The 22,616-nt window shown below is 52.6% G+C and carries 28 protein-coding genes and 1 riboswitch; of the genes, 7 read left to right on the top strand and 21 right to left on the bottom strand.

Annotation, left to right across the window (positions count from 1 at the left end):
* Window positions 1-99: 99 nt before the first annotated feature.
* The gene (locus Q7C21_RS04525; RefSeq protein ID WP_154927009.1) at window positions 100-369 is read right to left on the bottom strand and encodes a hypothetical protein; all 270 of its coding nucleotides are present in this window, start codon (window positions 367-369) and stop codon (window positions 100-102) included.
* A 320-nt stretch (window positions 370-689) separates the two neighbouring features.
* On the opposite strand from Q7C21_RS04525, the gene Q7C21_RS04520 reads away from it, so the two are divergent.
* A complete protein-coding gene (locus Q7C21_RS04520) occupies window positions 690-1,232 on the top strand; it encodes a thioredoxin domain-containing protein (protein ID WP_008924751.1) in 543 nt (180 codons plus the stop codon).
* 225 nt (window positions 1,233-1,457) lie between these two features.
* Entirely contained in the window at window positions 1,458-1,871 is a 414-nt protein-coding gene (locus Q7C21_RS04515) for an ASCH domain-containing protein (protein WP_003851573.1), read from the top strand.
* Between the two features lie 9 nt (window positions 1,872-1,880).
* Here Q7C21_RS04515 and Q7C21_RS04510 read toward each other — a convergent pair whose 3' ends face one another.
* The 6 genes from Q7C21_RS04510 to Q7C21_RS04485 form a co-directional block, all read right to left on the bottom strand.
* The gene (locus Q7C21_RS04510; protein WP_110411828.1) at window positions 1,881-2,849 is read right to left on the bottom strand and encodes a HesA/MoeB/ThiF family protein; all 969 of its coding nucleotides are present in this window, start codon (window positions 2,847-2,849) and stop codon (window positions 1,881-1,883) included.
* Window positions 2,850-2,858: 9 nt separating this feature from the next.
* Window positions 2,859-3,614 carry a thiazole synthase gene (locus Q7C21_RS04505; RefSeq protein ID WP_003851577.1) on the bottom strand — a complete coding sequence of 252 codons (756 nt, stop codon included), beginning with the start codon at window positions 3,612-3,614 and terminating at the stop codon, window positions 2,859-2,861.
* Window positions 3,615-3,616: 2 nt separating this feature from the next.
* Window positions 3,617-3,814, bottom strand: a complete 198-nt coding sequence (gene thiS / locus Q7C21_RS04500; protein WP_003851578.1) for a sulfur carrier protein ThiS — start codon at window positions 3,812-3,814, stop codon at window positions 3,617-3,619.
* The gene (locus tag Q7C21_RS04495; RefSeq protein WP_008924753.1) at window positions 3,798-4,742 is read right to left on the bottom strand and encodes an FAD-dependent oxidoreductase; all 945 of its coding nucleotides are present in this window, start codon (window positions 4,740-4,742) and stop codon (window positions 3,798-3,800) included. The genes thiS and Q7C21_RS04495 overlap by 17 nt, the downstream gene beginning before the upstream one ends.
* 131 nt (window positions 4,743-4,873) lie before the next feature.
* Window positions 4,874-4,993, bottom strand: a riboswitch (TPP riboswitch).
* A gap of 141 nt (window positions 4,994-5,134) precedes the next feature.
* Window positions 5,135-5,449: a helix-turn-helix transcriptional regulator gene (locus tag Q7C21_RS04490; protein ID WP_008924754.1), complete on the bottom strand. Its 315-nt coding sequence runs from the start codon at window positions 5,447-5,449 to the stop codon at window positions 5,135-5,137.
* 16 nt (window positions 5,450-5,465) lie between these two features.
* Complete coding sequence (locus Q7C21_RS04485) at window positions 5,466-6,584, bottom strand: alkene reductase (protein WP_187513049.1); 1,119 nt, start codon at window positions 6,582-6,584, stop codon at window positions 5,466-5,468.
* Window positions 6,585-6,798: 214 nt separating this feature from the next.
* Between Q7C21_RS04485 and Q7C21_RS04480 the strand changes: the two genes are divergently transcribed.
* Window positions 6,799-7,347, top strand: a complete 549-nt coding sequence (locus tag Q7C21_RS04480) for an AAA family ATPase (RefSeq protein WP_375150448.1) — start codon at window positions 6,799-6,801, stop codon at window positions 7,345-7,347.
* Window positions 7,348-7,362: 15 nt separating this feature from the next.
* Here the strand turns inward: Q7C21_RS04480 and Q7C21_RS04475 are convergent, their stop codons facing one another.
* The 3 genes from Q7C21_RS04475 to Q7C21_RS04465 all read right to left on the bottom strand — a co-directional run bounded on the left by Q7C21_RS04475 (window position 7,363) and on the right by Q7C21_RS04465 (window position 9,160).
* The gene (locus Q7C21_RS04475) at window positions 7,363-7,791 is read right to left on the bottom strand and encodes a GFA family protein (RefSeq protein ID WP_033762485.1); all 429 of its coding nucleotides are present in this window, start codon (window positions 7,789-7,791) and stop codon (window positions 7,363-7,365) included.
* An 89-nt stretch (window positions 7,792-7,880) separates the two neighbouring features.
* Window positions 7,881-8,513, bottom strand: coding sequence for a LysE family translocator (locus tag Q7C21_RS04470; RefSeq protein ID WP_008924757.1), 633 nt, complete (start codon window positions 8,511-8,513; stop codon window positions 7,881-7,883).
* Between the two features lie 137 nt (window positions 8,514-8,650).
* On the bottom strand, window positions 8,651-9,160 hold the full coding sequence (locus tag Q7C21_RS04465) for a GNAT family N-acetyltransferase (protein ID WP_008924758.1): 510 nt from the start codon (window positions 9,158-9,160) through the stop codon (window positions 8,651-8,653).
* Window positions 9,161-9,223: 63 nt separating this feature from the next.
* Here Q7C21_RS04465 and Q7C21_RS04460 point away from each other — a divergent pair, with 63 nt between their 5' ends.
* A complete protein-coding gene (locus Q7C21_RS04460; RefSeq protein ID WP_008924759.1) occupies window positions 9,224-9,802 on the top strand; it encodes an XRE family transcriptional regulator in 579 nt (192 codons plus the stop codon).
* Between the two features lie 86 nt (window positions 9,803-9,888).
* Here Q7C21_RS04460 and Q7C21_RS04455 read toward each other — a convergent pair whose 3' ends face one another.
* From Q7C21_RS04455 to Q7C21_RS04440, 4 genes are all read right to left on the bottom strand, one after another.
* Entirely contained in the window at window positions 9,889-10,026 is a 138-nt protein-coding gene (locus tag Q7C21_RS04455; protein ID WP_197066375.1) for a hypothetical protein, read from the bottom strand.
* A 270-nt stretch (window positions 10,027-10,296) separates the two neighbouring features.
* On the bottom strand, window positions 10,297-11,328 hold the full coding sequence (locus tag Q7C21_RS04450; RefSeq protein WP_003851594.1) for a methionine synthase: 1,032 nt from the start codon (window positions 11,326-11,328) through the stop codon (window positions 10,297-10,299).
* 27 nt (window positions 11,329-11,355) lie between these two features.
* On the bottom strand, window positions 11,356-12,336 hold the full coding sequence (locus tag Q7C21_RS04445; RefSeq protein ID WP_003851596.1) for a DUF1852 domain-containing protein: 981 nt from the start codon (window positions 12,334-12,336) through the stop codon (window positions 11,356-11,358).
* Window positions 12,337-12,617: 281 nt separating this feature from the next.
* Entirely contained in the window at window positions 12,618-13,328 is a 711-nt protein-coding gene (locus tag Q7C21_RS04440) for an IclR family transcriptional regulator (protein WP_008924761.1), read from the bottom strand.
* A 173-nt stretch (window positions 13,329-13,501) separates the two neighbouring features.
* Between Q7C21_RS04440 and Q7C21_RS04435 the strand changes: the two genes are divergently transcribed.
* From Q7C21_RS04435 to Q7C21_RS04425, 3 genes are all read left to right on the top strand, one after another.
* The gene (locus Q7C21_RS04435) at window positions 13,502-14,194 is read left to right on the top strand and encodes an RraA family protein (RefSeq protein ID WP_375150447.1); all 693 of its coding nucleotides are present in this window, start codon (window positions 13,502-13,504) and stop codon (window positions 14,192-14,194) included.
* Window positions 14,194-15,144, top strand: coding sequence for a hydroxyacid dehydrogenase (locus Q7C21_RS04430; protein ID WP_375150446.1), 951 nt, complete (start codon window positions 14,194-14,196; stop codon window positions 15,142-15,144). The genes Q7C21_RS04435 and Q7C21_RS04430 overlap by 1 nt, the downstream gene beginning before the upstream one ends.
* 90 nt (window positions 15,145-15,234) lie before the next feature.
* Window positions 15,235-15,582 carry a cupin domain-containing protein gene (locus tag Q7C21_RS04425; RefSeq protein WP_375150445.1) on the top strand — a complete coding sequence of 116 codons (348 nt, stop codon included), beginning with the start codon at window positions 15,235-15,237 and terminating at the stop codon, window positions 15,580-15,582.
* 60 nt (window positions 15,583-15,642) lie between these two features.
* Here the strand turns inward: Q7C21_RS04425 and Q7C21_RS04420 are convergent, their stop codons facing one another.
* The 7 genes from Q7C21_RS04420 to Q7C21_RS04390 form a co-directional block, all read right to left on the bottom strand.
* Window positions 15,643-16,131: a GNAT family N-acetyltransferase gene (locus Q7C21_RS04420; RefSeq protein WP_375150444.1), complete on the bottom strand. Its 489-nt coding sequence runs from the start codon at window positions 16,129-16,131 to the stop codon at window positions 15,643-15,645.
* Between the two features lie 159 nt (window positions 16,132-16,290).
* Window positions 16,291-17,460, bottom strand: a complete 1,170-nt coding sequence (locus Q7C21_RS04415; RefSeq protein ID WP_375150443.1) for an alpha/beta hydrolase family protein — start codon at window positions 17,458-17,460, stop codon at window positions 16,291-16,293.
* Window positions 17,461-17,831: 371 nt separating this feature from the next.
* On the bottom strand, window positions 17,832-19,172 hold the full coding sequence (locus Q7C21_RS04410; protein ID WP_140033829.1) for an MFS transporter: 1,341 nt from the start codon (window positions 19,170-19,172) through the stop codon (window positions 17,832-17,834).
* 643 nt (window positions 19,173-19,815) lie between these two features.
* Window positions 19,816-20,442 carry a LysE family translocator gene (locus Q7C21_RS04405; RefSeq protein WP_003851614.1) on the bottom strand — a complete coding sequence of 209 codons (627 nt, stop codon included), beginning with the start codon at window positions 20,440-20,442 and terminating at the stop codon, window positions 19,816-19,818.
* Window positions 20,443-20,473: 31 nt separating this feature from the next.
* Window positions 20,474-21,445 carry an ornithine cyclodeaminase family protein gene (locus Q7C21_RS04400; protein WP_003851617.1) on the bottom strand — a complete coding sequence of 324 codons (972 nt, stop codon included), beginning with the start codon at window positions 21,443-21,445 and terminating at the stop codon, window positions 20,474-20,476.
* Window positions 21,446-21,460: 15 nt separating this feature from the next.
* Window positions 21,461-22,006, bottom strand: a complete 546-nt coding sequence (locus tag Q7C21_RS04395) for a carboxymuconolactone decarboxylase family protein (RefSeq protein WP_003851618.1) — start codon at window positions 22,004-22,006, stop codon at window positions 21,461-21,463.
* Window positions 22,007-22,009: 3 nt separating this feature from the next.
* Window positions 22,010-22,597, bottom strand: a complete 588-nt coding sequence (locus tag Q7C21_RS04390; protein ID WP_375150442.1) for a bacilysin biosynthesis protein BacA — start codon at window positions 22,595-22,597, stop codon at window positions 22,010-22,012.
* Window positions 22,598-22,616: the final 19 nt, after the last annotated feature.

The following is a 22,616-nucleotide window of genomic DNA, read 5'->3' as shown; positions in this document are numbered from 1 at the left end:
CAGAGGTTCAATTTTAACAGAAGTTGGGGAAAACCGCGTTCAGGAGATAAACAGAGGATAACGGGAACGGGGCGGGCACCTTCGTGCGTGAAATATCTTTCAGGTTAAATCGTGATCCATTGGTGTGCGAAACGCGTGACGTGCAGCAACCATTAACTGACTGGCGGTTACCGTGGCGGGCAATCGCATTAAAATTTTACTCGCCTGCCAGTAACATAAGACCATGATCTCATCCTCCTCTTTTTCTGCCAGTTCATGCAATCGGGCGCGGAGTGACAACACATTAATACTCTGCTGCTCGTCCAGCATGTCTGAGATCGTCTGGTTAATGACGCGATGCAGAGTTTTCCAGGTGAGATCGGTATGCAAAATTAACCTCTTTTAACGCTTATCGGCTCGGGGCAGGCGATCAGCAGGAAAGTCGCAGAGATGGCTTCATCATGCAGATAGCAAACTCTGCGGGTAACTATAGCGCTCTTCAGTTCAGCTGACGATAAAGAGTCAGATAATGAGAATGCTAATGCCTTTAATTCTAGCGATCAATGGACCTGCCTGTCTCCTGTTACGCGCCAGTCAGTGATTGATTGCTGATTTTTGTAACAATTGCGGCTGATTCTCAACTGGCTGAAATAAAGAGGATTTGCCAGAGTAAATTTCTTACCTTCCTGTTTATCTTTTAGGAGTGACCGATGTATCAGCATGCTGATGTCCTGGTGTGGGGCCATGGCCCCGAAGTGTTTGAAGTTTTCCTGGAACCTACCTGTCCTTTTTCGGTGCGTGCATTCAATAAATTAGACGCATTACTGGCGCACGCAGGTGAAGATAAAATCACCGTGAAGATCCGGCTGCAATCTCAGCCATGGCATCTTTATTCCGGGCTGATTGTCCGCTATATCCTTGCCGCCGCCTGCGAAAGTAAAGACGCAGCGAAGAAGGTGATGCAGGCGGTGGCCGATCATCGTGAAGAGTTCGAATTCACCGACCACTGCACCGGCCCGAATCGCGATACCACGCCAAATCAGATTCTGGACCGTCTTAAAGCGTACAGTGGCGTAGATGCCAGCGCCGCGTTTGATCAGCCTGACCTGCAGAACGCGATTAAATGGCACTGCAAGTATGCTCGTCAGAATGGTATCCACGTTTCCCCGACCTTTATGGTCAATGGTCTGGTACAACCTGAAATCAGCAGTGGTGACGACATCGAACATTGGTCGAGCTTTCTGATGCGTTAGTTTTACGTGCGCGGCCGCCGTTGCCGCGCCAGGCTTTAAACCACCGCTAAGAGAGCCAGTACGCCATCTCTTTCAATGTCCTGATAATTATGCCTGTTTTCCCGTAAGCAGGCCGGGTAAGCTGTACGGCTATTAGCAGCGTTTGAGCCGTTGCTACATCCTCTAAACGGCGCCGCTGGCCTGCAGTTATGCTGGTCAGGCGCTTATTTCACTAAGGATTTGCAGATGACAATGACGCTTGAACAGATACAGGACAAATATCCGGGTGCATTTACAGATGCATTTGGTGATTCTCCGGAATTAGCCAGCGAGCTTGCAACGCTGATTATTGCCGGAAAGAAGGTGGCTACCTGCGGTTCATTGCGGAGCTGGCAGGAGCAGGATGCCTTGCCTCAGCCGGGCGGTTACAGCATTGTTCTGAACGGCGAAAAGCAGCCGGTGTGTGTTATCCGCACCACCGGACTGTTCCTGACGCGCTTTGACCGCGTGACGCCAGAGATGGCGATGCTGGAGGGTGAAGGCGATCTCAGCCTCGACTACTGGCGACAGGAACATCAGCGCTATTTCGAACGTGAAGGCTATTTCCACAGCGAAATGGAGCTGATCTTCGAGACGTTCCAGCTGGTCGAGGTGATTTAAACCCGCCTCCTACAGCGTATTCGCTGCCATCAGCGCCAGCCGCGTAACGCCCCGCGCGGCAAGGTTATCCGCCGCCTGGGCGGCGCGCATGCCACTGGCGCACACCAGCACCACGCGCTGATCGGATGGCGGCTGCCAGGCTGCTATCTGCTGCGGCAGAATCCGTAACACCCTATCAGCCACACTTTCAGACGCCTCCTCCAGACTACGCAACTCCACAACGCAGTCATCATCCCTGAGCATCAGACGATCGATAAAAGGCGTGCCAGGCGTGTCCGGCTCAGGTGCATCATCGAAGCGAAACTGCCTGATGTGCCAGTCCACAAAGTCACACTGGATCATGCAGCCAAGCGGCGATGGCATCAGCCTGAGTAATACACTCAGTGCCATCTGTGCCTGCATTGCACCCAGCGTCGCCACCGCAGGTCCCATTACGCCAGCGGTATTGCAGTTACCCGAGGCTGTGGGCAACTGCGGGAACACTGCGCGATAGCCGGGCGCACCGCCGCAGAATCCGCCGACATACCCTTTACGCCCCAGCACCGAGGCGCAGATCAGCGGCAGGTCGCGCGGATAGCAGGCGTCAGAAAGCTGATAAGTAATGGCGAAGTTATCCGCCGCATCCACCACCAGATCGATTCCCTCCAGCGCCTGCGGTAGCTGACTGGCGCTCAGCAGGTGTGAATGCGCCTCGACAAGGCAGTCAGGATTTCGCTGCGCCAGCGCACGCTGCGCACAGTGTGCTTTAGGCTCGCCCACATCGCCGACACCAAACAACGTCTGCCGGTGAAGATTGTGCAGTTCAACACGATCGCCATCGTAAAGACGAATAAATCCCACGCCCGCACCTGCCAGTAACGGCAGCAGGGTGGCGCTGAGGCCGCCCGCGCCCACCACCAGCACGCTTGCCCTGGCCAGCCGCTGCTGCCCCGCTTCGCCAATTTCAGGCAACATGGTCTGTCGCTGATAACGCGCCATTGTCTCTCCTCAGAACTCTGCCAGACCAAAAATGGGCGTAGAGGCAGAGGCCATATCACGCTGCTCCATCAGGCCCGCCTGGAATCCCTGATGTCCACCATAAATCGCAGCAGCAAACGCACCGGCCATCCGCACCGGATCGCCTGCTTTTGCCACCGCTGTGTTGAGCAGCACACCGTCGAAACCCATCTCCATAGCCTGCGCCGCCTGACCGGGTGAGCCGATACCTGCGTCGATAATCAGCGGCACATCTTTAAACCACGCACGCATCGTGCGCAGCCCTTCGATATTGCGCAGCCCCTGACCGGAGCCAATTGGCGCGCCCCAGGGCATCAGCACTTCGCAACCCGCTTCCAGCAATTTTTCACCGACAATCAGATCTTCGGTGGTATAGGGAAAAACCTGGAAACCGTCAGCACAGAGGATGCGGGCGGCTTCAACCAGTGCAAAAGGATCGGGTTGCAGCGTGTCAGCATGGCCGATCACTTCCAGTTTGATCCATGGCGTGTCGAACAGTTCACGCGCCATTTGCGCCGTTGTCACGGCTTCTTTTACCGTGTGGCAACCGGCTGTATTCGGCAGAATGCGCTTGTTGAGCTGTTGCAGTAGCGTGCGGAAGGCACCCCCTTCGCTGCCCTCCCGTCGAAGGCTGACAGTAATGATTTCTGCACCTGAGGCGTCGATCGCCTGCTGCAGAATGTCGGGAGACGGATAGCCAGCAGTACCCAGAAGAAAGCGGGATTGCGGCGCAAATTGATAGAACATCATTAACCTCCCTGCATCGGTGACAGGATTTCCAGCTGATTACCCGCCTCAAGTTGCTGGCTGGCATACCGGCTTCGCGGCACAAACTCACCGTTCAGCGCGGCGGCGACGGAGCGCGGGTCGATCTGCTGCTCCTGCAGCAGTTCCGCCAGCGTGCCTGCATCGGTTTCAATCGTGCGTCCATTAAGTTGAACTCGCATGAGTCATCTCCTGAGTCAGTTGCAGCATGAGGTTTTCAGCCATGATCGGCGCCAGCAAAAAGCCATGGCGATACAGCCCATTGAGCGAAAAACGGCCATTCTCAAAACGAACCTCCGGCAGGTTCTGTTGATAGGCAGGGCGCAGGCCGGTGCCGCTCTCCACAATCCGCGCTTCAGCCAGCGCCGGATGCAGACTGTAAGCGGCGCTTAGCAACTCCATCATGGCTCTGGCGCTAATCGGACTGCTGTCGTGACTTTCGACCATGGTGGCACCCAGCATGAAGTGCCCTTCTGCTCGGGGCACCAGATAGCAGGGAAAGCGAGGATGCAGCAGCCGGACAGGACGGGAGAGCTGAACGTCATGCGTCTGGAGGATCAGCATTTCACCCCGTACGGCGCGCAGCGCGGGCTGCTGATCCGCGGCGTGAATGCCACGGCAGTCAATGATGGTGCCGGTGGGTTCACCACTGTGTAAGGGCACGCCAGCCTGTTGTAATTTGTCACGCAGTTGCTGCAACGCCAGGCGGGGATCGAGATGCGCCTCCGCCGCAAAATACAGACCACGGGCAAAGCGATTTTCCAGCGCCGGTTCGATATCACCCGGTACGACCCACTCATGTTTTTCCGTCATGCTGGCGAAGCGCGTCAGTTCGCGGCTATCACGCGGCGGCGCAACCACCAGCGTACCCTGCTGTTCCACGCCATCAACACGTTGCGACCACCAGCCTGCAGCGTGCTGGCCCCAATCGATCACCTGCTGAGGCGCGCTTTCCGCTTCGCACCAGGGCGCGAGCATGCCACCCGCCCAGTGTGAGGCGGCACGACAGTCAGGCTGCGTAATGATTTCGACGGTTTCGCCCCGCTCCATCAGCAGTGTGGCGACGCACAGCCCGGCCACGCCACTGCCAAGCACCGACCAGCGGCTCATGATGTCCACCGGCGAGGAAGAGAGAGATTCTGGATGAGATATTTCACTTTGGCCTCGTTATACGTTAACGAAGACCCGTGATACGGAGGGAAAAGGCAGAGGCGTCGTGCATGCGCCCCTGCGGCAAGTATCTGATGCGATACCCGTCTTCCTACGCCAGTATCAACTGGGTCAGGTTCTAAGGGTCGCTAAGCCGCGCGATGCGCTATTAGCCTCTCAGTCTCTCTGGCGAGACTCCCCTGACGGGTTTAGTTGTAAGTGAAGCGGGCAGCTTCGTCAAGCGCGCACAGGATGGCTGCTAAGAATTTTAGGGGACAGGCAAGGTTTTGCGCCAGAGTCAAATGCAATGCGTTAGCAGTAGGCAATGAGAGGGTGTTTAAACTGCAGTCGCCTTACAGCGCCTGCAGTGATTGTGTCAGCACGTCGGTGATTTCACGAATACGCGGTTCAGCACGACGATAATAGGTCCATTTGCCCACTTTGCTGGCTTCGACCAGCCCGGCACTGTGAAGTGCTTTCAGGCATAACGACGTGGCGGGCTGTGATAAGCCCGCCTTGTCCTGTATGAGGCTGGCACAGACGCCATACTGATCGAAGGGATAGAGCTGGGTATAGCCCGCAAACGCTTCTTCAGGATGCTTAAGCCACTTCAGCACTGCCACTCGGGTTGGATTGGACAGTAACTTCAGGGCATTTTCGGGGGACATGCCGCCTCACAGAGTATCAGGATTGAAAAACAGGATAGTCAGTATAACCCTTCTCCGTGCCGCCATACAGAGAAGCGTGGTCGACCTCATTCAGCGGATGACCTGATTTAATGCGTGCAGGCAAATCAGGATTAGCGATAAATGAACGACCAAAACCAAACAGATCGCCCCAGCCTTTTTCCAGTACATGCTGCGCTTTTTCAGCCGTGTAACGACCGGAATAGATGATCGGAGAGCGGAATGTTTCCCGCAGCGCAACGCGGAAACTTTCAGGCATGTCCGGGCTATTATCCCAGTCCGCTTCGGCAATGGAGAGATAACCGACTTCAAGTTCATTCAACAGTTTAGCGGCACGGATGTAGGTGGCATGGGGATCGCTTTCAACCAGACCGAGATAAACGCGCTCTTCGTCAGTACTCGAAAACAGAGGGGCAAACCGAACGCCCACGCGATGGCTGCCAAAGACCGAGCTGACGGCCTCAACGACTTCACGCAGGAAGCGCAGACGATTCTCCGCTGAGCCACCATATTCATCCGTACGCAGATTAGTATGCTCTGAAATAAACTGGTTAATCAGATAGCCGTTAGCGGAATGCAGTTCCACGCCGTCGAAACCGGCTGCTTTGGCGTTCTCCGCTGCCTGTCGGTAAAGCGCAACGATCTCTTTAACTTCCTCTGTGGTCAGTGCCCGTGGCTCGCTGGGTGCGGTCAGTATCCCCGCGCCTGGCCCGGTTTCAATAAATACCCGGACGTTATCGGCTGCGATGGCTGAAGGCGCTACCGGTGGCTGTTTACCTGGCTGAAGTTCATTGTGTGACACGCGGCCAACATGCCAGAGCTGGCAGAAAATGGTGGCACCTTCCTGATGTACCGCCTCTGTAACCTTTTTCCAGCCCGCGATTTGCGCGTCGCTATGGATCCCCGGCGTCCATGCATAGCCCTGCCCGCGAGGCTCAATCTGGGTGCCTTCAGTGACCATCAGTCCCGCACCGGCACGCTGACGGTAGTATTCCACCATCATCTCGCCGGGAATATTGCCCGGCTGTTCACTGCGGCAACGCGTCAGCGGCGGCAGGACAATGCGGTTTCGAAGTTTGAGATCGCCCAGGTTCAGGGGGGTAAAAAGTGACGGCATAACAAAAAGTCCTCTGATGTGTGAAGAGGCGCCATTATATTTACACATTTAAATTTGTAAATGTGTGATCTGTGCTTTTTGTTCCCGGACCTTTACCGTTGGTGGCGTTTTTACACGCTTTTTACCCGTTAAATCTCATCATTGCGGTATGCGGATGGCTATCAGAGCTGTACTCATTTATCTTTTTCCTGACAGAATAATCCCGGAAAATATTGTGACCACATTACTTTCTTTAGACGCGCTCGGACCGCGCATTTGTATTATGGGCCCGTCGAACAGCGGAAAATCGACTTTAGCGGACGCTATTTCCCACAAAACAGCATTACCTGCCATTCATCTGGATCAACTTCACCATCTTCCGGGAAGCCAATGGATTCCCAGAGCACCGGCTGAATTTCTCCGCTTGCACGCTGCCGCGGTGAGTCAGGAAAAATGGGTAATGGATGGGAATTACACAAAATGTATTGAAGAACGTCTCGCGCGCGCCACCGGATTCATTCTTCTGGATGTAAAAGTGCCAGTCGCGCTGTTTCGGTATATTCGCAGATGCTACTCATTCACGCCGCGAGTTGGCGGTCTCGGAATACGCAAAGAGCATATAACCCTGGATATGCTGAAATATATTATCCTTACTGCCCCAAAGAACAGAAAGCGCCATAAGAAACTTTATGACGATGTCAGGCTCCCTAAACTTCTGCTGCATTCTTCAACTGATGTGAATGCCTGTCTGGAATTTTGGGGTTTAACGGTTACGAATAACTGACCATGGCTGCTGTTATTAATCCAGTAACGTTAAGCTCGCCAATAGCGCATTCAGCGACTCAACAGGCCCGGCATGATTTGTCTCTGAACAGGTTGTGTCCCAGGGCATCGCGTCATCGGTACAGTAATCTCCGATGCACTGCATATCGGCAGGTTCATTGAGTAAACCCACCGGGATCCAGATATAGGGCCTGTCACGCAGCGCGTTAGGTACGGTCGAACCACAGCTGGAACAAAAATCGTTGCGATAACCGGTCGGTTTACGCCAGGAAGCGAGCTGGCTTTCACCGGATAGCCAGCTAAAGTCTGTCTCATTCACCAGCGTTGCAAGATTGTAGCCGGTTCCGCTTTGCTTTCTGCAGAGTGAACAGTGGCACCGATAAAAGTGCCTGGGTGTAATCGATAGTTCAAAAGTCACGGTTCCGCAGAGACATGCGCCTTGCATTTTTTTGCCTTGTAAGTGGGGATTCTGAAATTACCCGATCATTTCAGGTTTTAAGCCAGAAGCAAAATTCTATCACTCATCATTAAAGGTCACGAGTTGCGGCTGAATATCAGTTTTAACCCTGCCAGACCAAAGCAGCAGGCTAACAGCGCATCGAGTCCTCGACGAATCCGACGGTAAAAGGCGCTCATGACGGCAGTTGAGAACAGCAGAGCATATCCGCCGAAGACAAACATGCAAATGGCCGCACAGCCGCAGATAATGATCGGTAGCGTTGACGCCATCCCTTCCGGCTTCAGTGCAAATGACATGATGGCTACCCAGGTGAGAATCGCTTTAGGATTGCCGATATGCATCAGTATTCCCTGCCGGAAAAGTCTGCCATAAGCTACACGATCATCGCTGGCGGTAAAGTCACTGGCTTCCGTGCGACGTAATGCTGATTTGCCCGCTTTAAAGGCCAGCCAGAGCAGATACAAGCCACCGCCGATTTTTAACGCAATCAGTAACTGGGCGAAGGTTGCCAGCACGGTCAGCACACCGCAGGCGGCAAGCAGCGCCCAGATCATTGAACCACTCACGACACCCGCCGCCAGCGCCAGTGCGGCACCTCTGCCCTTTTTCATTGCCGTGCCCATTATGGCCATATTGCTCGGCCCGGGACTGGCCGTGGCGACAAGATAGGTGGTGAATATCAGGACTAACTCGTGTGAAAGCGCCATCATTGCCTCGGTGATGCGTGGTTATCCGTCTGTTATATCGGCTGGTGTATGAATTTACAATTCATTCACACGATGTCGTTCAGCCTCCAAAGGATGTCCGCCATCACATGCGCGCGTTAACTTTCAGGCAGTGATAGTCATGGATGTTTGCGGTCATCCAGACGCAACTGCATAAATGTCAGATCCAGCCAGCGCCCGAATTTATTGCCGACTTCTTTCATGGTGCCCGCCTCCGTGAAGCCCAGCTTTTTATGCAGTGTGATTGACGCTACATTTTCCGATTCAATGCCCGCCACCATCACGTGCTTTTTGCTCTTACAGGCAAGCTGAATTAACGTCCGCATCAGGGCATCACCTATGCCTTGTCCCCGCGCGTGATTATGAACATAAACAGAGTGTTCAACGGTGTGGCGATATCCATCCCAGGGCCGCCAGTCACCGAATGAGGCATATCCCAGCACGCTTTCATCGTTGTCCGTTGCCACTATCACAGGAAAACCCGCCTGCTGACGACTGTGTATCCATGCGATGCGGTTCGCGACATCTACCCTGCTTTCATTCCAGATAGCCGTGGTGTTAAGCACCGCATCGTTATAAATCTCAGCAATCACATCAGCATCACTTTCAATAGCCGCACGAATAATCATGGTAGACACCCCTTTGCCCATTCACTAAAGTAGATGAATTGTACACAATGATAGTTATCCATTATGTTAGATGAAATGTCCAGTAAAGAAGATAGCCTGAATATCCGGATCGGATTAAAGGTTAAAGATGAAAGAGAAAGACGCGGCTGGTCACTGACTGACCTTGCAGGTCACTCCGGTGTATCGCGGGCGATGATCCACAAAATTGAGCGTGGAGAGAGCAGCCCGACGGCAGTGCTGTTAGCGCGGCTTTCGGGCTCTTTTGACATGAGCATCTCGCAGCTTCTGGCCCAGACCGAAGTTCAGACAGGAACGCTGGTCAGGCACGAAAATCAGCCGGTATGGCAGGATCCTGAAACCGGCTATTTGCGTCGGCACGTTTCACCGGGTGAGATGCCGGTCGATCTGGTCAGTGTCGAACTGCCCGCCAATACCGCTGTGCCGATGCCCGCTATCTCGTATATTTCGAGACGTCAGCTGATATGGGTACTGGAAGGGTCATTGACCTTCGAAGCGGGCTCCAGCACGTATGAAATGGCGGCTGGCGACTGTCTGGAACTGGGCGATCCGGCTGATTGTGTCTTCAGAAATAACACCAGCAAGGCGTGTCGATACGCTGTGATCGTCCTGCGGCCAGTCTGATCCGTTTATTGGCAGACATCCATGCTTGATGATGTATTTACACCGCGCTGTATCTGAACGGATTATCGCTGTTCAGCCGTGGTTATTTAACGATTATTCCCGGCATAGATATCAGGCCGCGTAATCGTCCAGATATAGTTCTCCCGGTTAGCCTTTTGGTCTGATTTTTTCTTGTCGGTACTGATCAGATAATGGTTATGGCGCCACTCAAATATTGTATTCATCTTCGATCCTTTTACCTGATGATTGACTGACAATATCAGCTTTAACAACAGATATAACATGACGATATGAGTAAGGGATCAGGGCAGAAGATATTTTAACGATGAGGCTGGCGGGAAAAGAGAAGGTGCAGAAGATAGGTAGTAGCGTAATTTTAATGCTGACACGTATCCCTGTGCAAACCCACTCCCAGCACAGGGAATACTACTCAGTCCGGCTTTTGGTTTCTCACTAGCGAATCGCCAGCCGGACTGAGCCTGCTCAGGAAAAGTTTATTTTCCCAGAATCTCTCTGCGGACAATCTCTGCGCCGGCACTCAACGCATGCAGTTTGCCATTGGCCACCTGACGCGGCAGCGGGATCATGCCGCAGTTGGTAGAAGGATAGAGATTTTCAGCATCCACAAACTGCAGCGCTTTGCGCAGCGTGTTTGCCACTGCTTCAGGTGTCTCAATTTCATGGGTTGCCACGTCGATAGCACCGACCATGACTTTTTTACCGCGAATCAGCTCGATCAGGTCCATCGGAACGCGCGAGTTCTGACACTCCAGTGAAACGATATCGATAGCCGAACGCTGAAGTTTTGGGAATACCTCTTCATACTGACGCCACTCTGTACCCAGCGTTTTCTTCCAGTCGGTATTCGCCTTAATGCCGTAGCCATAACAGATATGAACGGCGGTTTCGCATTTCAGACCTTCGATGGCACGCTCTAACGCAGCAATACCCCAGTCATTCACCTCATCGAAGAAGACGTTAAACGCAGGCTCATCAAACTGAATGATATCCACGCCTGCTGCTTCTAACTCTTTGGCTTCCTGATTCAGGATTTTTGCGAATTCCCAGGCCAGCTTTTCACGACTTTTGTAGTGATTGTCATACAGGGTATCGATCATCGTCATCGGCCCCGGCAACGCCCACTTAATAGGACGATCGGTCAGTTTGCGCAGGATTTTCGCATCTTCAACAAACACAGGCTTCTGACGTGAGACTTCACCCACCACGGTCGGGACGCTCGCGTCGTAACGATTACGGATGCGGACCACTTCGCGCTTTTCAAAATCCACACCGCTGAGGTGCTCAATAAACGTCGTCACGAAGTGCTGACGGGTTTGCTCGCCATCACTGACGATATCAATACCGGCACGAACCTGATCGTCCAGACACAGACGCAGCGCATCTCTTTTGCCGTCAACTAACTCATCATCCTGCAATTTCCAGGGTGACCAGAGCACCTCTGGCTGCGCAATCCATGAAGGTTTAGGCAGGCTGCCCGCGGTGGATGTCGGTAATAAGGTTTTCATAGCAGGTGACCTTCTGGTTTTAATTAATCAAAGAACGAATTCAGCAGACCATTGTGCAAGAAGTGTCTGATTAGGCTTGATGAAATGCGCCTCAGTAAACCTGCCCTGCTCGACGGCCAGTCGGCTGCGCTCTTCGCGATCGTAAACAATGCGGGTTAATGAATAATCCTGATGCTGCAGCGTGGGCTGATAGCACTGTCCGGCTGCAGAATTGGCGTTATAAATTTCCGGGCGATAGATTTTCTGGAACGTTTCCATCGTACTGATGGTGCTGATCAGCTCAAGATTGGTGTAATCGCTAAGCAGGTCACCATGGAAGTAGAAGGCCAGCGGCGCAACACTGCCCTGCGGCATGAAGAAGCGCACTTTCAGACCCATTTTTCCGAAGTAAACGTCAGTCAGGGAAGGCGCATCCTGCTGATATTCGATGCCCAGTACCGGATGATGGTTACCGGTGCGCACGTAGGTGTTTTTGCTCGACACGCTCAGGCAGATAACCGGCGATTTACTGAAGCTCTCTTTATAGGCCGCTGAGTTGACAAAGCTTTTAAAAATATTGCCGTGCAGCTGACCAAAATCATCTGGCAGACTGAACTCTGACTGGCCTTTATTGTGCTCTGCAAGCACGACACTGAAATCATAATCACGCACATAGGATGAGAAGTTGTTGCCGACAATCCCTTCAATGCGCTGACCGGTTTGATGATCCACGATGTGCGTTTTAAGAATTTCAATCGCCGGGAACAGCTCGTCGGAACTTTCCGGGCGAAGATTCAGCTCAGCAGAAATAATCTCAAGTTCAACAGAATAGCGATCGCTTTTAGGATTGTCCCAGTGCGCCAGCGCGTTGAAACGATTGTCGATCATCGCCAGGGCGTTGTGCAGATTTTCCTGACGTTTTTCGCCGCGCGCTAAATTAGCGAAGTTAGTCGTCGCCCGCGTATTTTTCGAAGGATTATAGTTTTCGTCGAAACGAATGCGCTTGAGGGTAAAGGCTAAATTGTTCATCGCTATCGGGTATCCTGGTCGCTGAGATGAATGGTTGTTTTAAGGGTTTTTCCAGCGTTACTATCCCTTTACAAGCATTCATATGACTCAAAGTTATTAACAATTCTTACTTTATGCCTCAACGCCGGGTTGAAAAAAAGTGATTAAATTTCAACGAACATGAAGGAAATTCATGTTGAGGTCGGGAAGTGGGGATTTTTTCATGACAAGAGCGAGGTTTTAAACGCCGGCGGGTTAAATCCGTGCATAAAAGCCTCGCTGCAGGCGGGTTAAGCTGACCGCTAAATTTTATAAAAATTATCGCACATCACTTTGTGCGCGCCTGATTTAATCGAAAGCCTGCTGGCCACCTCTTTCATCAGTTTACCCAACCCACCGTCACACGTTGTCTGCGTCAGGCGTGATGCGGGCCCGGTCAGTGCCAGCGCCGCAATCAGTTTGTCACCTTCGCCAAACACCGGTACTGAGAACGCCGCGATATGCGGATCGCGTATACCTGACGTGAACAGGGGAAGCATAGGCGCAGTGTCAAACAGAGGTTCATTCAGACCCCAGTAGCGAAGCACCTGTCCGATAGCAGAATTATCCAGCGGCAGAAAGGTGCCCGGCAGGCGCGTTTCGCGTAAACCTTCCGACGGCTCGGCTCTGAAAAGGCAGAGTCGTTGCTCATTTTCCATCACATACCATGAGGCACTTTCGCCCGTCGCGGTCGCCAGTGCATGCAGTTCAGGCTGAACAATACTCGCCAGATGGAAGGACTGCTCATAGAGCTTGCCCAGATAAAGCAGTCTGGGCCCCAGAGTGTAAACGCCATTGTCGCGGCGAATCACATAGTTCATGCGCTCAAGTGAGTTCATCAGGCGATAAACCGTCGTTTTATGGTAGCCCGACAGCTGCGCCAGGGCGGTAAGCGTCAGCGACTCCTCGCCAGGTTTGAAACAATCCAGCAGCGCCAGCGCTTTTTCTACGGCAATTACGCCTTCATTCCCCATCGGTACGTCCTCCTGTGTGCGACGGCAGGCAGTTTACCGCGCAATTTGTGATTCACATCGTATTTACATCACAAATGAACGCTTAACACTGGTGCGATCGGAATTAACATAGATATAGTTGTTTTATATTGTACAACCTTATTGTACCTGGTAAAACAAACGAGGAATGATTTATGCCTAATGCAGAGAATACCTTTATCAATCGCGATATTGTCCGTGTCGCGCCAGAGCTCGTAAAACAGGCTGCGCAGTATCAGGCAGCGATACTCGCTGATGTTGCCGGACGACGTGGAACGCTGCATGGTCGCGTTAAACCTGTCTCCCCGACGATGAAAGTCGCCGGACCGGCAATTACCGTTGAAGTCAGGCCAGGCGATAACCTCGCCATTCACGCCGCACTGGCAATTGCTCAGCCAGGTGATGTGATTGTTGTCGATGGCAAAGGCGATATCAGCTGTGCCTTAATCGGGGAAATTATGTCCACTCAGGCTGAAGCGTCTGGTATCGCCGGAATCATTATTGATGGTGCGGTGCGTGATGCCGATTCACTGAGCGCAAACGGATTCCCGGTTTTCTCTGCAGGCTTGAATCCCTGCGGCCCGACTAAATCTGTTGCGGGACGCGTTAACTTCCCTGTTTCTGTGGCGGGCGCAGCCATTCAGCCAGGCGATCTTGTCATTGGTGATATTGATGGCGTGGTGGTTCTGCCGCGTGAAGCCGTTCCGGTGCTGCTCGAACTGGCACAGAAAAAACTGGATTTTGAGACCGGCCGCATTGCAGCCATTCGTGATGGCGACCTGCGCGCACCCTGGTTAGAGAAATCGCTTCAAATCGCAGGCATGCTGCACGAGGGGGAGACACTGTGATGACAACATCATCTTCCGTCATTCTGGTGACCGGCAACGATCTGGCACCGCAGGCGCTGAATCTGCTGACTGAATTCCGCATCGTTTATGCTGGCAACCAACCTGACGAAGACACGCTATTCCAGCTCTGCCAGCAGCACAACCCGGTGGGGATTATCGTCCGCTACGGTAAAATCAACGCCCGCATCATGGACGCCGCACCTGCCCTGCGGGTGGTTTCCAAACATGGCAGCGGTATTGACGTTATTGATCAAAAAGCAGCGGCAGAACGCCATATCAGTGTCCAGTCCGCGCCGGGTGCCAACGCAGCGGCCGTGGCCGAGCATACCTGGGCGCTGATTCTGGCCTGCGCCAAATCGGTGATAACGCTGGATCAGCGTATGCGTCAGGGATACTGGGATAAATCCACCCATAAGTCCATTGAGCTGGAAGGCAGAACACTGGGACTGGTGGGGCTGGGCGCAATTGGTGGTCGCGTTGCCCGCATTGGCCGGGCTTTTGGCATGAAGGTTCTCGCCTATGATCCTTTTGCCAAAACCTTCCCTGATGAGTGTGAGTCCTCCTCACTTGACGATTTGCTGCAACAGTCTGACGTCATTTCGCTGCACTGCCCGCTCACCGAACAGACGCGCCAGATGATTAACGCCGAGAAACTGGCGTTGTTTAAAAAAGGCGCCATTCTGGTGAACACCGCACGCGGCGGACTCATTGATGATGACGCGCTGAGCGCGGCGCTGAAGAATGACACCGTGGCCTGGGCAGCACTGGACAGTTTCCACTCAGAACCCCTCACGGCACCACATATCTGGCAGAATGTTGAGAACGTAATTCTGTCGCCACACATCGGCGGCGTCAGTGATAACTCTTACGTGAAGATGGGCACTGTTGCAGCACGTAACGTTCTGGATGTTCTGGCGGTAACGCTTAAGGAAGGAAGTCCAGCAGCGTAATTCTGAGTGTCAAAGATTAGACATGACTCACTCAGTGCTGTATCTCATCCTGAAGGCGCTCATTAGATTCAGGCTAAAAGGATGAGAAGGATGATTTCTAAGGAAAACGCAGAGCACTATGTATGGGGTGAAGAATGCGACGGCTGGTATCTGTTAAATCGCCAGGACATGCTGGTCATTCATGAAAAGATGCCACCAGGCACGTCTGAAAAACGCCACTGGCACGCCGTCTCAAGACAATTTTTCTTTGTACTCAGTGGTGTTCTTACCATGGAGTCAGAGGGTGAGAAACATGACATCAAGGCTCAGCAAGGACTCGAAATCCCGCCGGGAGCAAAGCATCAGGCCAGAAATGACACCAGGTTTCCGGTGGAATTTATTGTGATTTCGCATCCATCAACCCGTGGCGATCGTGCTGACCTCCCTGAAAACGGCTGACAACTCATGAAAGCGTGCTATCGATTATCTTCTCTTCAGGTCAGCGTTGTGAGGATCTGATTAACCTTCAGTAGCCAGTGTTCTCAGGGAGTCACCCTGCAGAGAATAACTCACGATACTGTCGTTGATCTTTCCGCCGAGTGACTGATAAAAACGGTTTGCACGATGGTTGGATTTTTCTGCGTTCCAGCTCAGGCTGAGACACGCCTGCTTAAGGGCAAGTTGCGCCATAAACTGCATGAGTAATTTACCAATCCCTTTGCCTCTCTCATGTTGAGAGACGAAAAGTTCTTTGATGTGAAACTCACCGCTATACCGGGGAGAAGGATAAAGAATAGTGCAGCAGGCCAGCCCAACGATGTGGGTACCACAGCGCGCCCTGATGACCTGTGTGCCAGAGAGTGTGCTGAACAGTTGAGTATGAAGATAGTTTTTCAACAGTGACTCATGAATAATTCCTTTACCGTAATAGTATTCTTCCATTTCAGTAAAAATGTTCACCATTGATTCCCATTCCTCTGGAGGACACAGTTCTGCAATTACTTCCACATCTATTCCTTTTTTGCCTATTAAACATCCCGGTCATGGGAAGGTGTCTTTATTAAGCCGTACACCCTTCCTGTAAACCTGATCAATGAGAATACATCCGCAATATGCAGAGACGTTCATTCCACCCGAGGAATCACGTTACTGACCCATTTAATTTTATCACGGCATGAGGGTGTTATTGACAGCATAAATCCTGCACTTCACATTCGCGGTATGCTCATACATCTGACAGTTGCTAAGCGCCCTCGCAGCAGCATCTTTCGTTGTGCGCGCCCGGTAAGACACTCCCCAAACACCTCTGACATCGGTAGCAAATGCTTTTTCATAAAGCTGTGCAGATTCATATTTTCTGAATGCTAAGGTTCCTGAGGCGCTATTGAGAGTCTGCGGCAGAGGCAGTCTTTCAATGCGTGTCGCCACTATCGACTTGTATGCCAACCGCTGTTTCTGAAGAAATTCAGCGACAGGATGCCACCAGAACTCTTCAGGTGCGGATTCTATAAAAGTATGACCGTTAGTATCATAAGGTGGCATCACGATAAAGCTGGCGAGACCACCTGCTGAAGTATAAGAATGGAAAAAAGAGATGCCGGTGAAAGGCGGGAATAATGTGTCGTTTTGCGAATAGAGCCAAAGCGAAGGAATGCGCGAAGTGGCGCCCATGGAAGCAAAGCTTTTAAGTAACCCGGCTCTGTCACACAACGACCCACCCTTTCCGGCACCCCGCCCGCCGTCAAAGTTGATGATTGCCTGAACCCCTTTTGGCTGGCGGGCCCCCGTAGCCAGGACGCCAAAACCACCCGCTGACATCCCGGCGAGAATGGCTGAATGATGGGATGCCCAGGGCTCATGCCTGATAGCGTTGAGCGCTCCCAGCAGGTCTTCAGCATCCCGTTTTCCGGCAAGATCATGCCGCGGCTCAACACAGGTACTGCCGGTATATTCAGCACCGCCGCTTGAATACCCGTAACCTTCACGCATAACGACCACCGCCGCATAGCCGTGCCGGGCGAATGCCAGTGCCATTCCTGACATCCAGTTCGGGTTCATTTCCAGCCGATCGAACTCAGCCGTCTCCGCCGTGCCGTGGGTGATAAGGGCAACAGGCCAGCGTTTATCTCCGGCGGGTCGCGTCACGAAAGCTTCCAGGAGTGCTGGCTTACCCTCTGGTAAAGTCACAGGTAGCATGAGTGGCTCTCTGACAAGACCGTTAATCTGCTGGTTTTCTTCAGCGTTAACCGCGTTCGCATTGGGTATGGAAACTGCCAGCCCTAACGTCAATATAACTATAAGCTCGCATGCTGAATGATTCAGAGAGGATGTAAACACGTTTAGCGGCTCCGTATATCCATTTTAATTGGATAAACTAGCCTGAGATTGTTTAAGTCAGTAGTGATGAGGAAAGGAATTTTCTTGTCAGATTGTTACTGATCTCTTTCTGGACGAGGATGAGTGTCAGATCGTTTTGTAGTCGTTTCAGCGCAGGTTCATGTGCACTTCTCTCAGACTTTTTAAAACCCGCCAGAAGGATGTGCAGCAGTATTGTGTTGCTGGTTTCATCATGCACTTTAGCGTTGAGGCTATCAGGCAGTTCTCACTGGTTGAGGTGCCTGCAGCAAGCGGCGCGTTAGTTACGGGGATAAAAAGCCGGGCGGTGTGACCAGCAGACATTTTGATTAATGTCTGCTGGCCTGGTGAGATTATTTGCCGACTGGCGAAGCGTTATTCTCAACGTTAATCGCCGACTCTTTTTTACGGCCCATGACCAGCACAGCGATACCTCCAGCACCGCAGAGGATAGCCAGTGGCACCATGGCAAGAGTATGACTGCCGGTCGCCTGATTAATAATGCCGTAAACGTTAACCATCAGTCCTCCCCCAATCAGATTGGCCACCGCGCCGATTGCAGCAAGGCCCGCAGCAGCGGTAGTGGATGACATCCACCCCGATGCCAGTGCCCAGAAAGGCCCTTTCATCGAATACGCCCCGATCAGAACCAGCGACAGGATGACAACGCTGCCGGTCAGACTATTGGTGATGAAGGCGGACAGCAAACCACCCGCAATCAGAAACAGCGTTAACGCGGTGTGCCAGCGACGCTCGCCGCTGCGGTCAGAACTTCTGCCCCAGACAATCATAAGAACCGATGCCAGACCATATGGAATTGCATTGACCAAACCGGTGGTCAGGTTATCCAGACCAAACGATTTAAGCAGTTGCGGAGACCAGACGCTTAGCGTTGAGCCCGCCGCAGACGCACCTGCATAGATCAGCGCCATTACCCAGATATGTTTGTGACGCAGCAATTGCCAGAGAGAGATGTGACCAATGGCTTTCTTCTTCGCATTTTCAGCTTCAAGGGTGCTGTTCAGCCACGCTTTTTGTTCCTCATTTAACCAGCTGGCACTGGTGGGACGATTGCTTAATACGAAGAAGGCCGCAATCCCCAGAATCACCGCAGGAATGCCTTCCAGGATGAATAGCCAGTGCCAGCCACGCATGCCCAGCCAGCCATCCAGTGACAGAATCAGACCAGAAATTGGCGATCCAACAAAATTCGCTGCAGGAATAGCCACCATGAAAGTCGCAATCACGCGGGCACGGTACTTACCGGGGATCCAGTATGTCAGATACAGAATCACGCCCGGGAAAAATCCTGCCTCCGCGGCCCCCAGTAGAAAGCGCAGTACATAGAGGGTATTGGCGCTCTCTACAAAGGCGGTACAAACCGAGATGATGCCCCACGACACCATGATGCGGGAGATCCAGATTTTTGCGCCTATTTTCTGCATGGCGAGGTTGCTGGGAACCTCGAACAGGAAGTAACCGACGAAAAACAGACTGCTCGCAAAACCAAATACCGCTTTCGACAGTCCTAAATCTTCGTTCATCTGTAACGAAGCCATACCAATGTTGCCGCGATCGATAATGGCAATCAGATAACAAATAATCAGGAAGGGCAAAATGCGCCAGACCACCTTCTTAACGGTCTGCTGCTCAATATCGGCAGAGAAAGTCGTGATGTGCTGTTTTTCAGACATGATGATCCTCACAATTTTTTCATCACTTAACGCGCTAAGCGCAAAGTGCCTTGTTGTACTCAGTACAACATCAATGTACTCAGTAAAACTATTATCACGATAAAAAATCATCTCCGCCGGAAGATGTAATCAGGTTGTGTTATTTGTCACAGAAAAGTATGAGGCAGTTTTAGTTTATGTGACGGGCATGCCGTAAATGAGCAGGCAGCGGGGAATCTCTGGCGCTGATTAACGGTAATCGTCAGGAGGGACGCTGATCGTTGCGAAAGGGAAGCAGAGGTTAAGTAACGCAGGCCTGCGGAGGACGGTTAACTTCCATGAGGGTGAGTCGGTGAACTGCTGCGGGGCTTATCACCCTCCAGCTGCTGCGCTGGCAGCGGCCAGAGAAACCGTGCAGCGTTAACTATGTGTTATCCCGCAGCCGCAAGCTGCTGTCCGTTTCCCGCAGCATTCAGGCTGTGCAGCCTAGCCCCCCTGCAGCCTGACGGCCACCGGCGTGGCGTTAAGCGATCAAGCTGATATCAAGGCGACAGGTCAGCCGCACGTCTTACCGCCCCTGCCGCTGACCGTCGGGTTCGCAACTGCCGCCAATCCCGGACAGACGTGCCAGTCCGCCCCTGCCGGCAGGCGGAGCCACCGGATTTTACAGCGTCTTAATGACCATGCCTGCCGCGGCCAGCATCATAATGAAACCGGCCGATCGGAAAAGGCGTCGTTGCGCTTTTTCGCTGGTGAGGAGGTGGCGTATTCTGAGCGCCGCCAGAATGAAAACTGCGCCAATACAGAGCAGGACAAATACGGTTAGTGGCACCAGCATTCCCCCCCACATCTGCAACGAGACATTATCCAGCGAGATCACCAGAGGTAATATCGCCATATAGAAAGCGATGGTCTTCGGATTGCCCAGCGTAATCGTCAGCCCGGAAAACCACGCCGATGCCAGTTCCCGTTTTGTCGCTTTCTGATTGATGTTTATCGCCTGCGGCTGGTGGCACCAGAACTGCCATGCCAGCACGCATAAATAGAGTGAAGCAGCCCAGTTAATCAGCGTAAAAATGGAGGTGTAGTTGTGCGCGATTACCGCCAGACCAAAGACGGCAATCGATAAATAGATCAAATCCCCAAGAATGAGGCCAGCCAGCATCGTAAAGCCGGTCATCAGACCGCCACTGACGCTACGGGCGACTAATGCGGTCATCCCCGGCCCCGGAATGGCGGCCGCGAGTCCCAATGCAGCCATGTAAGAGAGTATCTGAGCAGTTCCTGACATAGTGATTCCTGTCGAAAGAGAGGGCGAAAAGTTATTTCAGCGTATTGTTCATAGCGGACCGGCTTCCGGCGACGATAGCCCGGGCAAAAACCAGATCCTGCACGGCAAGCCCCACGGACTTAAACAGCGTTCTCTGTGACACAGGGAGGTCAGGACGATCGCCTGAGGTCAGCAGGGTGCCTATTTCCGTGCCTGAAGCGTCCTGAAGTAATAATCCTTGCTGTTTTGCCTTAAGTAGGCAGGAGGAGGCGTTCCAGACGGCCTCTCTGGAATCCAAATACAGATTGACCGCCGTGTAGATATCTGGCGCCACTTCCTGAAAGCCGGGGGCAGACGCCCCCACGGCATTGATATGACAGCGCGCAGGCAGATCGCTGGCGCGAAGAAACGGTGCTTTTGCCGCTGTCACCGTACAAATGATATCCGCCTGAGCGATGGCCTGAGCAGGCGTTTCCGCAACCGTAACGGGCAGCCCGGAATAGTGCTGACACCACGCTGCAAACTGCGCCGCGCCAGCCCGGCTTCTTCCCCAGACTGAGATATACGTGATTGCACGAACGGCCATGATCATCTGAACATGTTTTCGCGCCTGAACCCCTGTTCCCAGGATTGCCAGATGGCTTGCGTTCTGGTGAGCAAGCAGGTCCGTAGCCAGTGCAGATGCGGCGGCTGTGCGTAATTCTGTCACAGACGCGGCATCAACCAGCACGATATCGCCCTCATCAGTGGCATCGTAAAGCAGGATACACCCCTCATGGGACGTAGACTGATTGTGATGATTGAAATCGACTCTGACTGTTTTGAGCCCGAATCCCGCATAGGGGCCATCCTCAATGTAAGCGGGCATGGTGCCCATCAGGGAACCTTGCTCAGAAGCGATAACACTCCGCAAAGTCTGTTTAACTTTGCCCCTGCTCATCAGGGTAAACGCCTCCCGGCTCAACTGCAGGCATGTCGCAGACGATAAAATCTGCTCAACCTGCTCACGATGGATAAATTGCATGGTGAATGTCCGTGGTTATCGCGACGAAAAGGTCTGAAAATGCGGTTCGATTTGGGTATCTGCCATGCTGTTAAGCAGCGTTGACATGGTTTTCTGGGCGACCCCAAGCACCACATCCAGCGCATTTTGCTGGCTGTACCCTGCAGCCAGAAGCGCCTTAACCGCGTTGTGCGATATCTGACCCTGAGCCAGAGCAACGTCGCGGGTAAAGTGGTATAACGCAGCCAGCTTCGCCGGCAGGGCTTCAGGTTGCTCAGTCAGCCTGCTCAGGATGTCGGCCGATACACCTTTATGCTGCGCAATCCAGCTATGCGCCTGAACCGTATAGGCGCACTGATTGAGCAGCCCTGTGGTGATCCAGACAACGGCCCGCTCCTCTTCTGTCAGCGAGCACTGAGAGAAGGCGTCATGGGCGAACTGGTAAGAAGCGAGCAGTGCGGGCGACTCTGCCATGAACGCACTTTGCCAGGGAATCCAGCCGAAACCGTCAATGGAGCTTTGCAGCAAAGGGCGGCTGGCAGCGGGTGCACTTTCAAGTGTGTGCATTTTAAACATTGTCATTTTTTATCCTTTACGAATCGTTGAGGCGAAAACAGACCAGAGCATATGTATCGGGCGGGTGCGCGAAATAAAATTAAGGTTATGCAGTCTGGCGGCAATTTCTGTTGTTAACGCAATATCCACTTCACCGCAGGCCACCGCCTGTGCTGCCGCGCTGGTAGAAGACATCTCAACAATCTTTGCAATACGTAATCCGGCCGGGAGTAATTCGGCAATCAATGGAACAGGCGCCGGATGAGAGGCAACCGTCAAAGGCCTGTCCGGTAAAACCCTGTTAGCAACCAGCCCATAAAGAGGCGTGTCATAAAGGAATGTTGCTAAGAGTTTCAGACGGGTGTCCATATAAAAATCGTTAATTTTAGGGTACGCATTGGCGACAATTAATAACCCGTTCTCTTCATCAATATTTTTTCTTGCCAGTTCATAGGAGTCATCAAGATGAATCGTATGAGAGCTGTCAGAATAATGATCACCCATCCAGCGATGGAAAAATTTTGAGGCATATTCGCTGCTTGTTCCTGAAGGGCCTAAAGTATGAATGGGATAATTCACAACATGCGTTAAGCCCATATCCATAAAATGATGGCGCATCTTTTCACCTAAATTAATG

Origin of the sequence: Pantoea sp. ANP04 (assembly GCF_041982285.1) — a bacterium.
Classification (GTDB): domain Bacteria; phylum Pseudomonadota; class Gammaproteobacteria; order Enterobacterales; family Enterobacteriaceae; genus Pantoea; species Pantoea eucalypti.
This window is presented reverse-complemented; position numbering and strand designations above follow the sequence as displayed.

Excerpts from the sequence above, each read along its gene's own strand:
- Q7C21_RS04445 (WP_003851596.1), bottom strand. The coding sequence starts at position 12,336 with ATGAACAATTTAGCCTTTACCCTCAAGCGCATTCGTTTCGACGAAAAC.
- Q7C21_RS04395 (WP_003851618.1), bottom strand. The coding sequence starts at position 22,006 with ATGACAATGTTTAAAATGCACACACTTGAAAGTGCACCCGCTGCCAGC.
- Q7C21_RS04430 (WP_375150446.1), top strand. The coding sequence starts at position 14,194 with ATGACAACATCATCTTCCGTCATTCTGGTGACCGGCAACGATCTGGCA.
- Q7C21_RS04440 (WP_008924761.1), bottom strand. The coding sequence starts at position 13,328 with ATGGGGAATGAAGGCGTAATTGCCGTAGAAAAAGCGCTGGCGCTGCTG.
- Q7C21_RS04465 (WP_008924758.1), bottom strand. The coding sequence starts at position 9,160 with ATGATTATTCGTGCGGCTATTGAAAGTGATGCTGATGTGATTGCTGAG.
- thiS (WP_003851578.1), bottom strand. The coding sequence starts at position 3,814 with ATGCGAGTTCAACTTAATGGACGCACGATTGAAACCGATGCAGGCACG.
- Q7C21_RS04510 (WP_110411828.1), bottom strand. The coding sequence starts at position 2,849 with ATGGCGCGTTATCAGCGACAGACCATGTTGCCTGAAATTGGCGAAGCG.
- Q7C21_RS04495 (WP_008924753.1), bottom strand. The coding sequence starts at position 4,742 with ATGAGCCGCTGGTCGGTGCTTGGCAGTGGCGTGGCCGGGCTGTGCGTC.
- Q7C21_RS04470 (WP_008924757.1), bottom strand. The coding sequence starts at position 8,513 with ATGGCGCTTTCACACGAGTTAGTCCTGATATTCACCACCTATCTTGTC.
- Q7C21_RS04490 (WP_008924754.1), bottom strand. The coding sequence starts at position 5,449 with ATGTCCCCCGAAAATGCCCTGAAGTTACTGTCCAATCCAACCCGAGTG.
- Q7C21_RS04475 (WP_033762485.1), bottom strand. The coding sequence starts at position 7,791 with ATGCAAGGCGCATGTCTCTGCGGAACCGTGACTTTTGAACTATCGATT.
- Q7C21_RS04460 (WP_008924759.1), top strand. The coding sequence starts at position 9,224 with ATGTTAGATGAAATGTCCAGTAAAGAAGATAGCCTGAATATCCGGATC.
- Q7C21_RS04435 (WP_375150447.1), top strand. The coding sequence starts at position 13,502 with ATGCCTAATGCAGAGAATACCTTTATCAATCGCGATATTGTCCGTGTC.
- Q7C21_RS04485 (WP_187513049.1), bottom strand. The coding sequence starts at position 6,584 with ATGCCGTCACTTTTTACCCCCCTGAACCTGGGCGATCTCAAACTTCGA.
- Q7C21_RS04390 (WP_375150442.1), bottom strand. The coding sequence starts at position 22,597 with ATGCGCCATCATTTTATGGATATGGGCTTAACGCATGTTGTGAATTAT.
- Q7C21_RS04405 (WP_003851614.1), bottom strand. The coding sequence starts at position 20,442 with ATGTCAGGAACTGCTCAGATACTCTCTTACATGGCTGCATTGGGACTC.
- Q7C21_RS04520 (WP_008924751.1), top strand. The coding sequence starts at position 690 with ATGTATCAGCATGCTGATGTCCTGGTGTGGGGCCATGGCCCCGAAGTG.
- Q7C21_RS04455 (WP_197066375.1), bottom strand. The coding sequence starts at position 10,026 with ATGAATACAATATTTGAGTGGCGCCATAACCATTATCTGATCAGTACC.
- Q7C21_RS04515 (WP_003851573.1), top strand. The coding sequence starts at position 1,458 with ATGACAATGACGCTTGAACAGATACAGGACAAATATCCGGGTGCATTT.
- Q7C21_RS04450 (WP_003851594.1), bottom strand. The coding sequence starts at position 11,328 with ATGAAAACCTTATTACCGACATCCACCGCGGGCAGCCTGCCTAAACCT.
- Q7C21_RS04425 (WP_375150445.1), top strand. The coding sequence starts at position 15,235 with ATGATTTCTAAGGAAAACGCAGAGCACTATGTATGGGGTGAAGAATGC.
- Q7C21_RS04400 (WP_003851617.1), bottom strand. The coding sequence starts at position 21,445 with ATGCAATTTATCCATCGTGAGCAGGTTGAGCAGATTTTATCGTCTGCG.
- Q7C21_RS04505 (WP_003851577.1), bottom strand. The coding sequence starts at position 3,614 with ATGTTCTATCAATTTGCGCCGCAATCCCGCTTTCTTCTGGGTACTGCT.
- Q7C21_RS04410 (WP_140033829.1), bottom strand. The coding sequence starts at position 19,172 with ATGTCTGAAAAACAGCACATCACGACTTTCTCTGCCGATATTGAGCAG.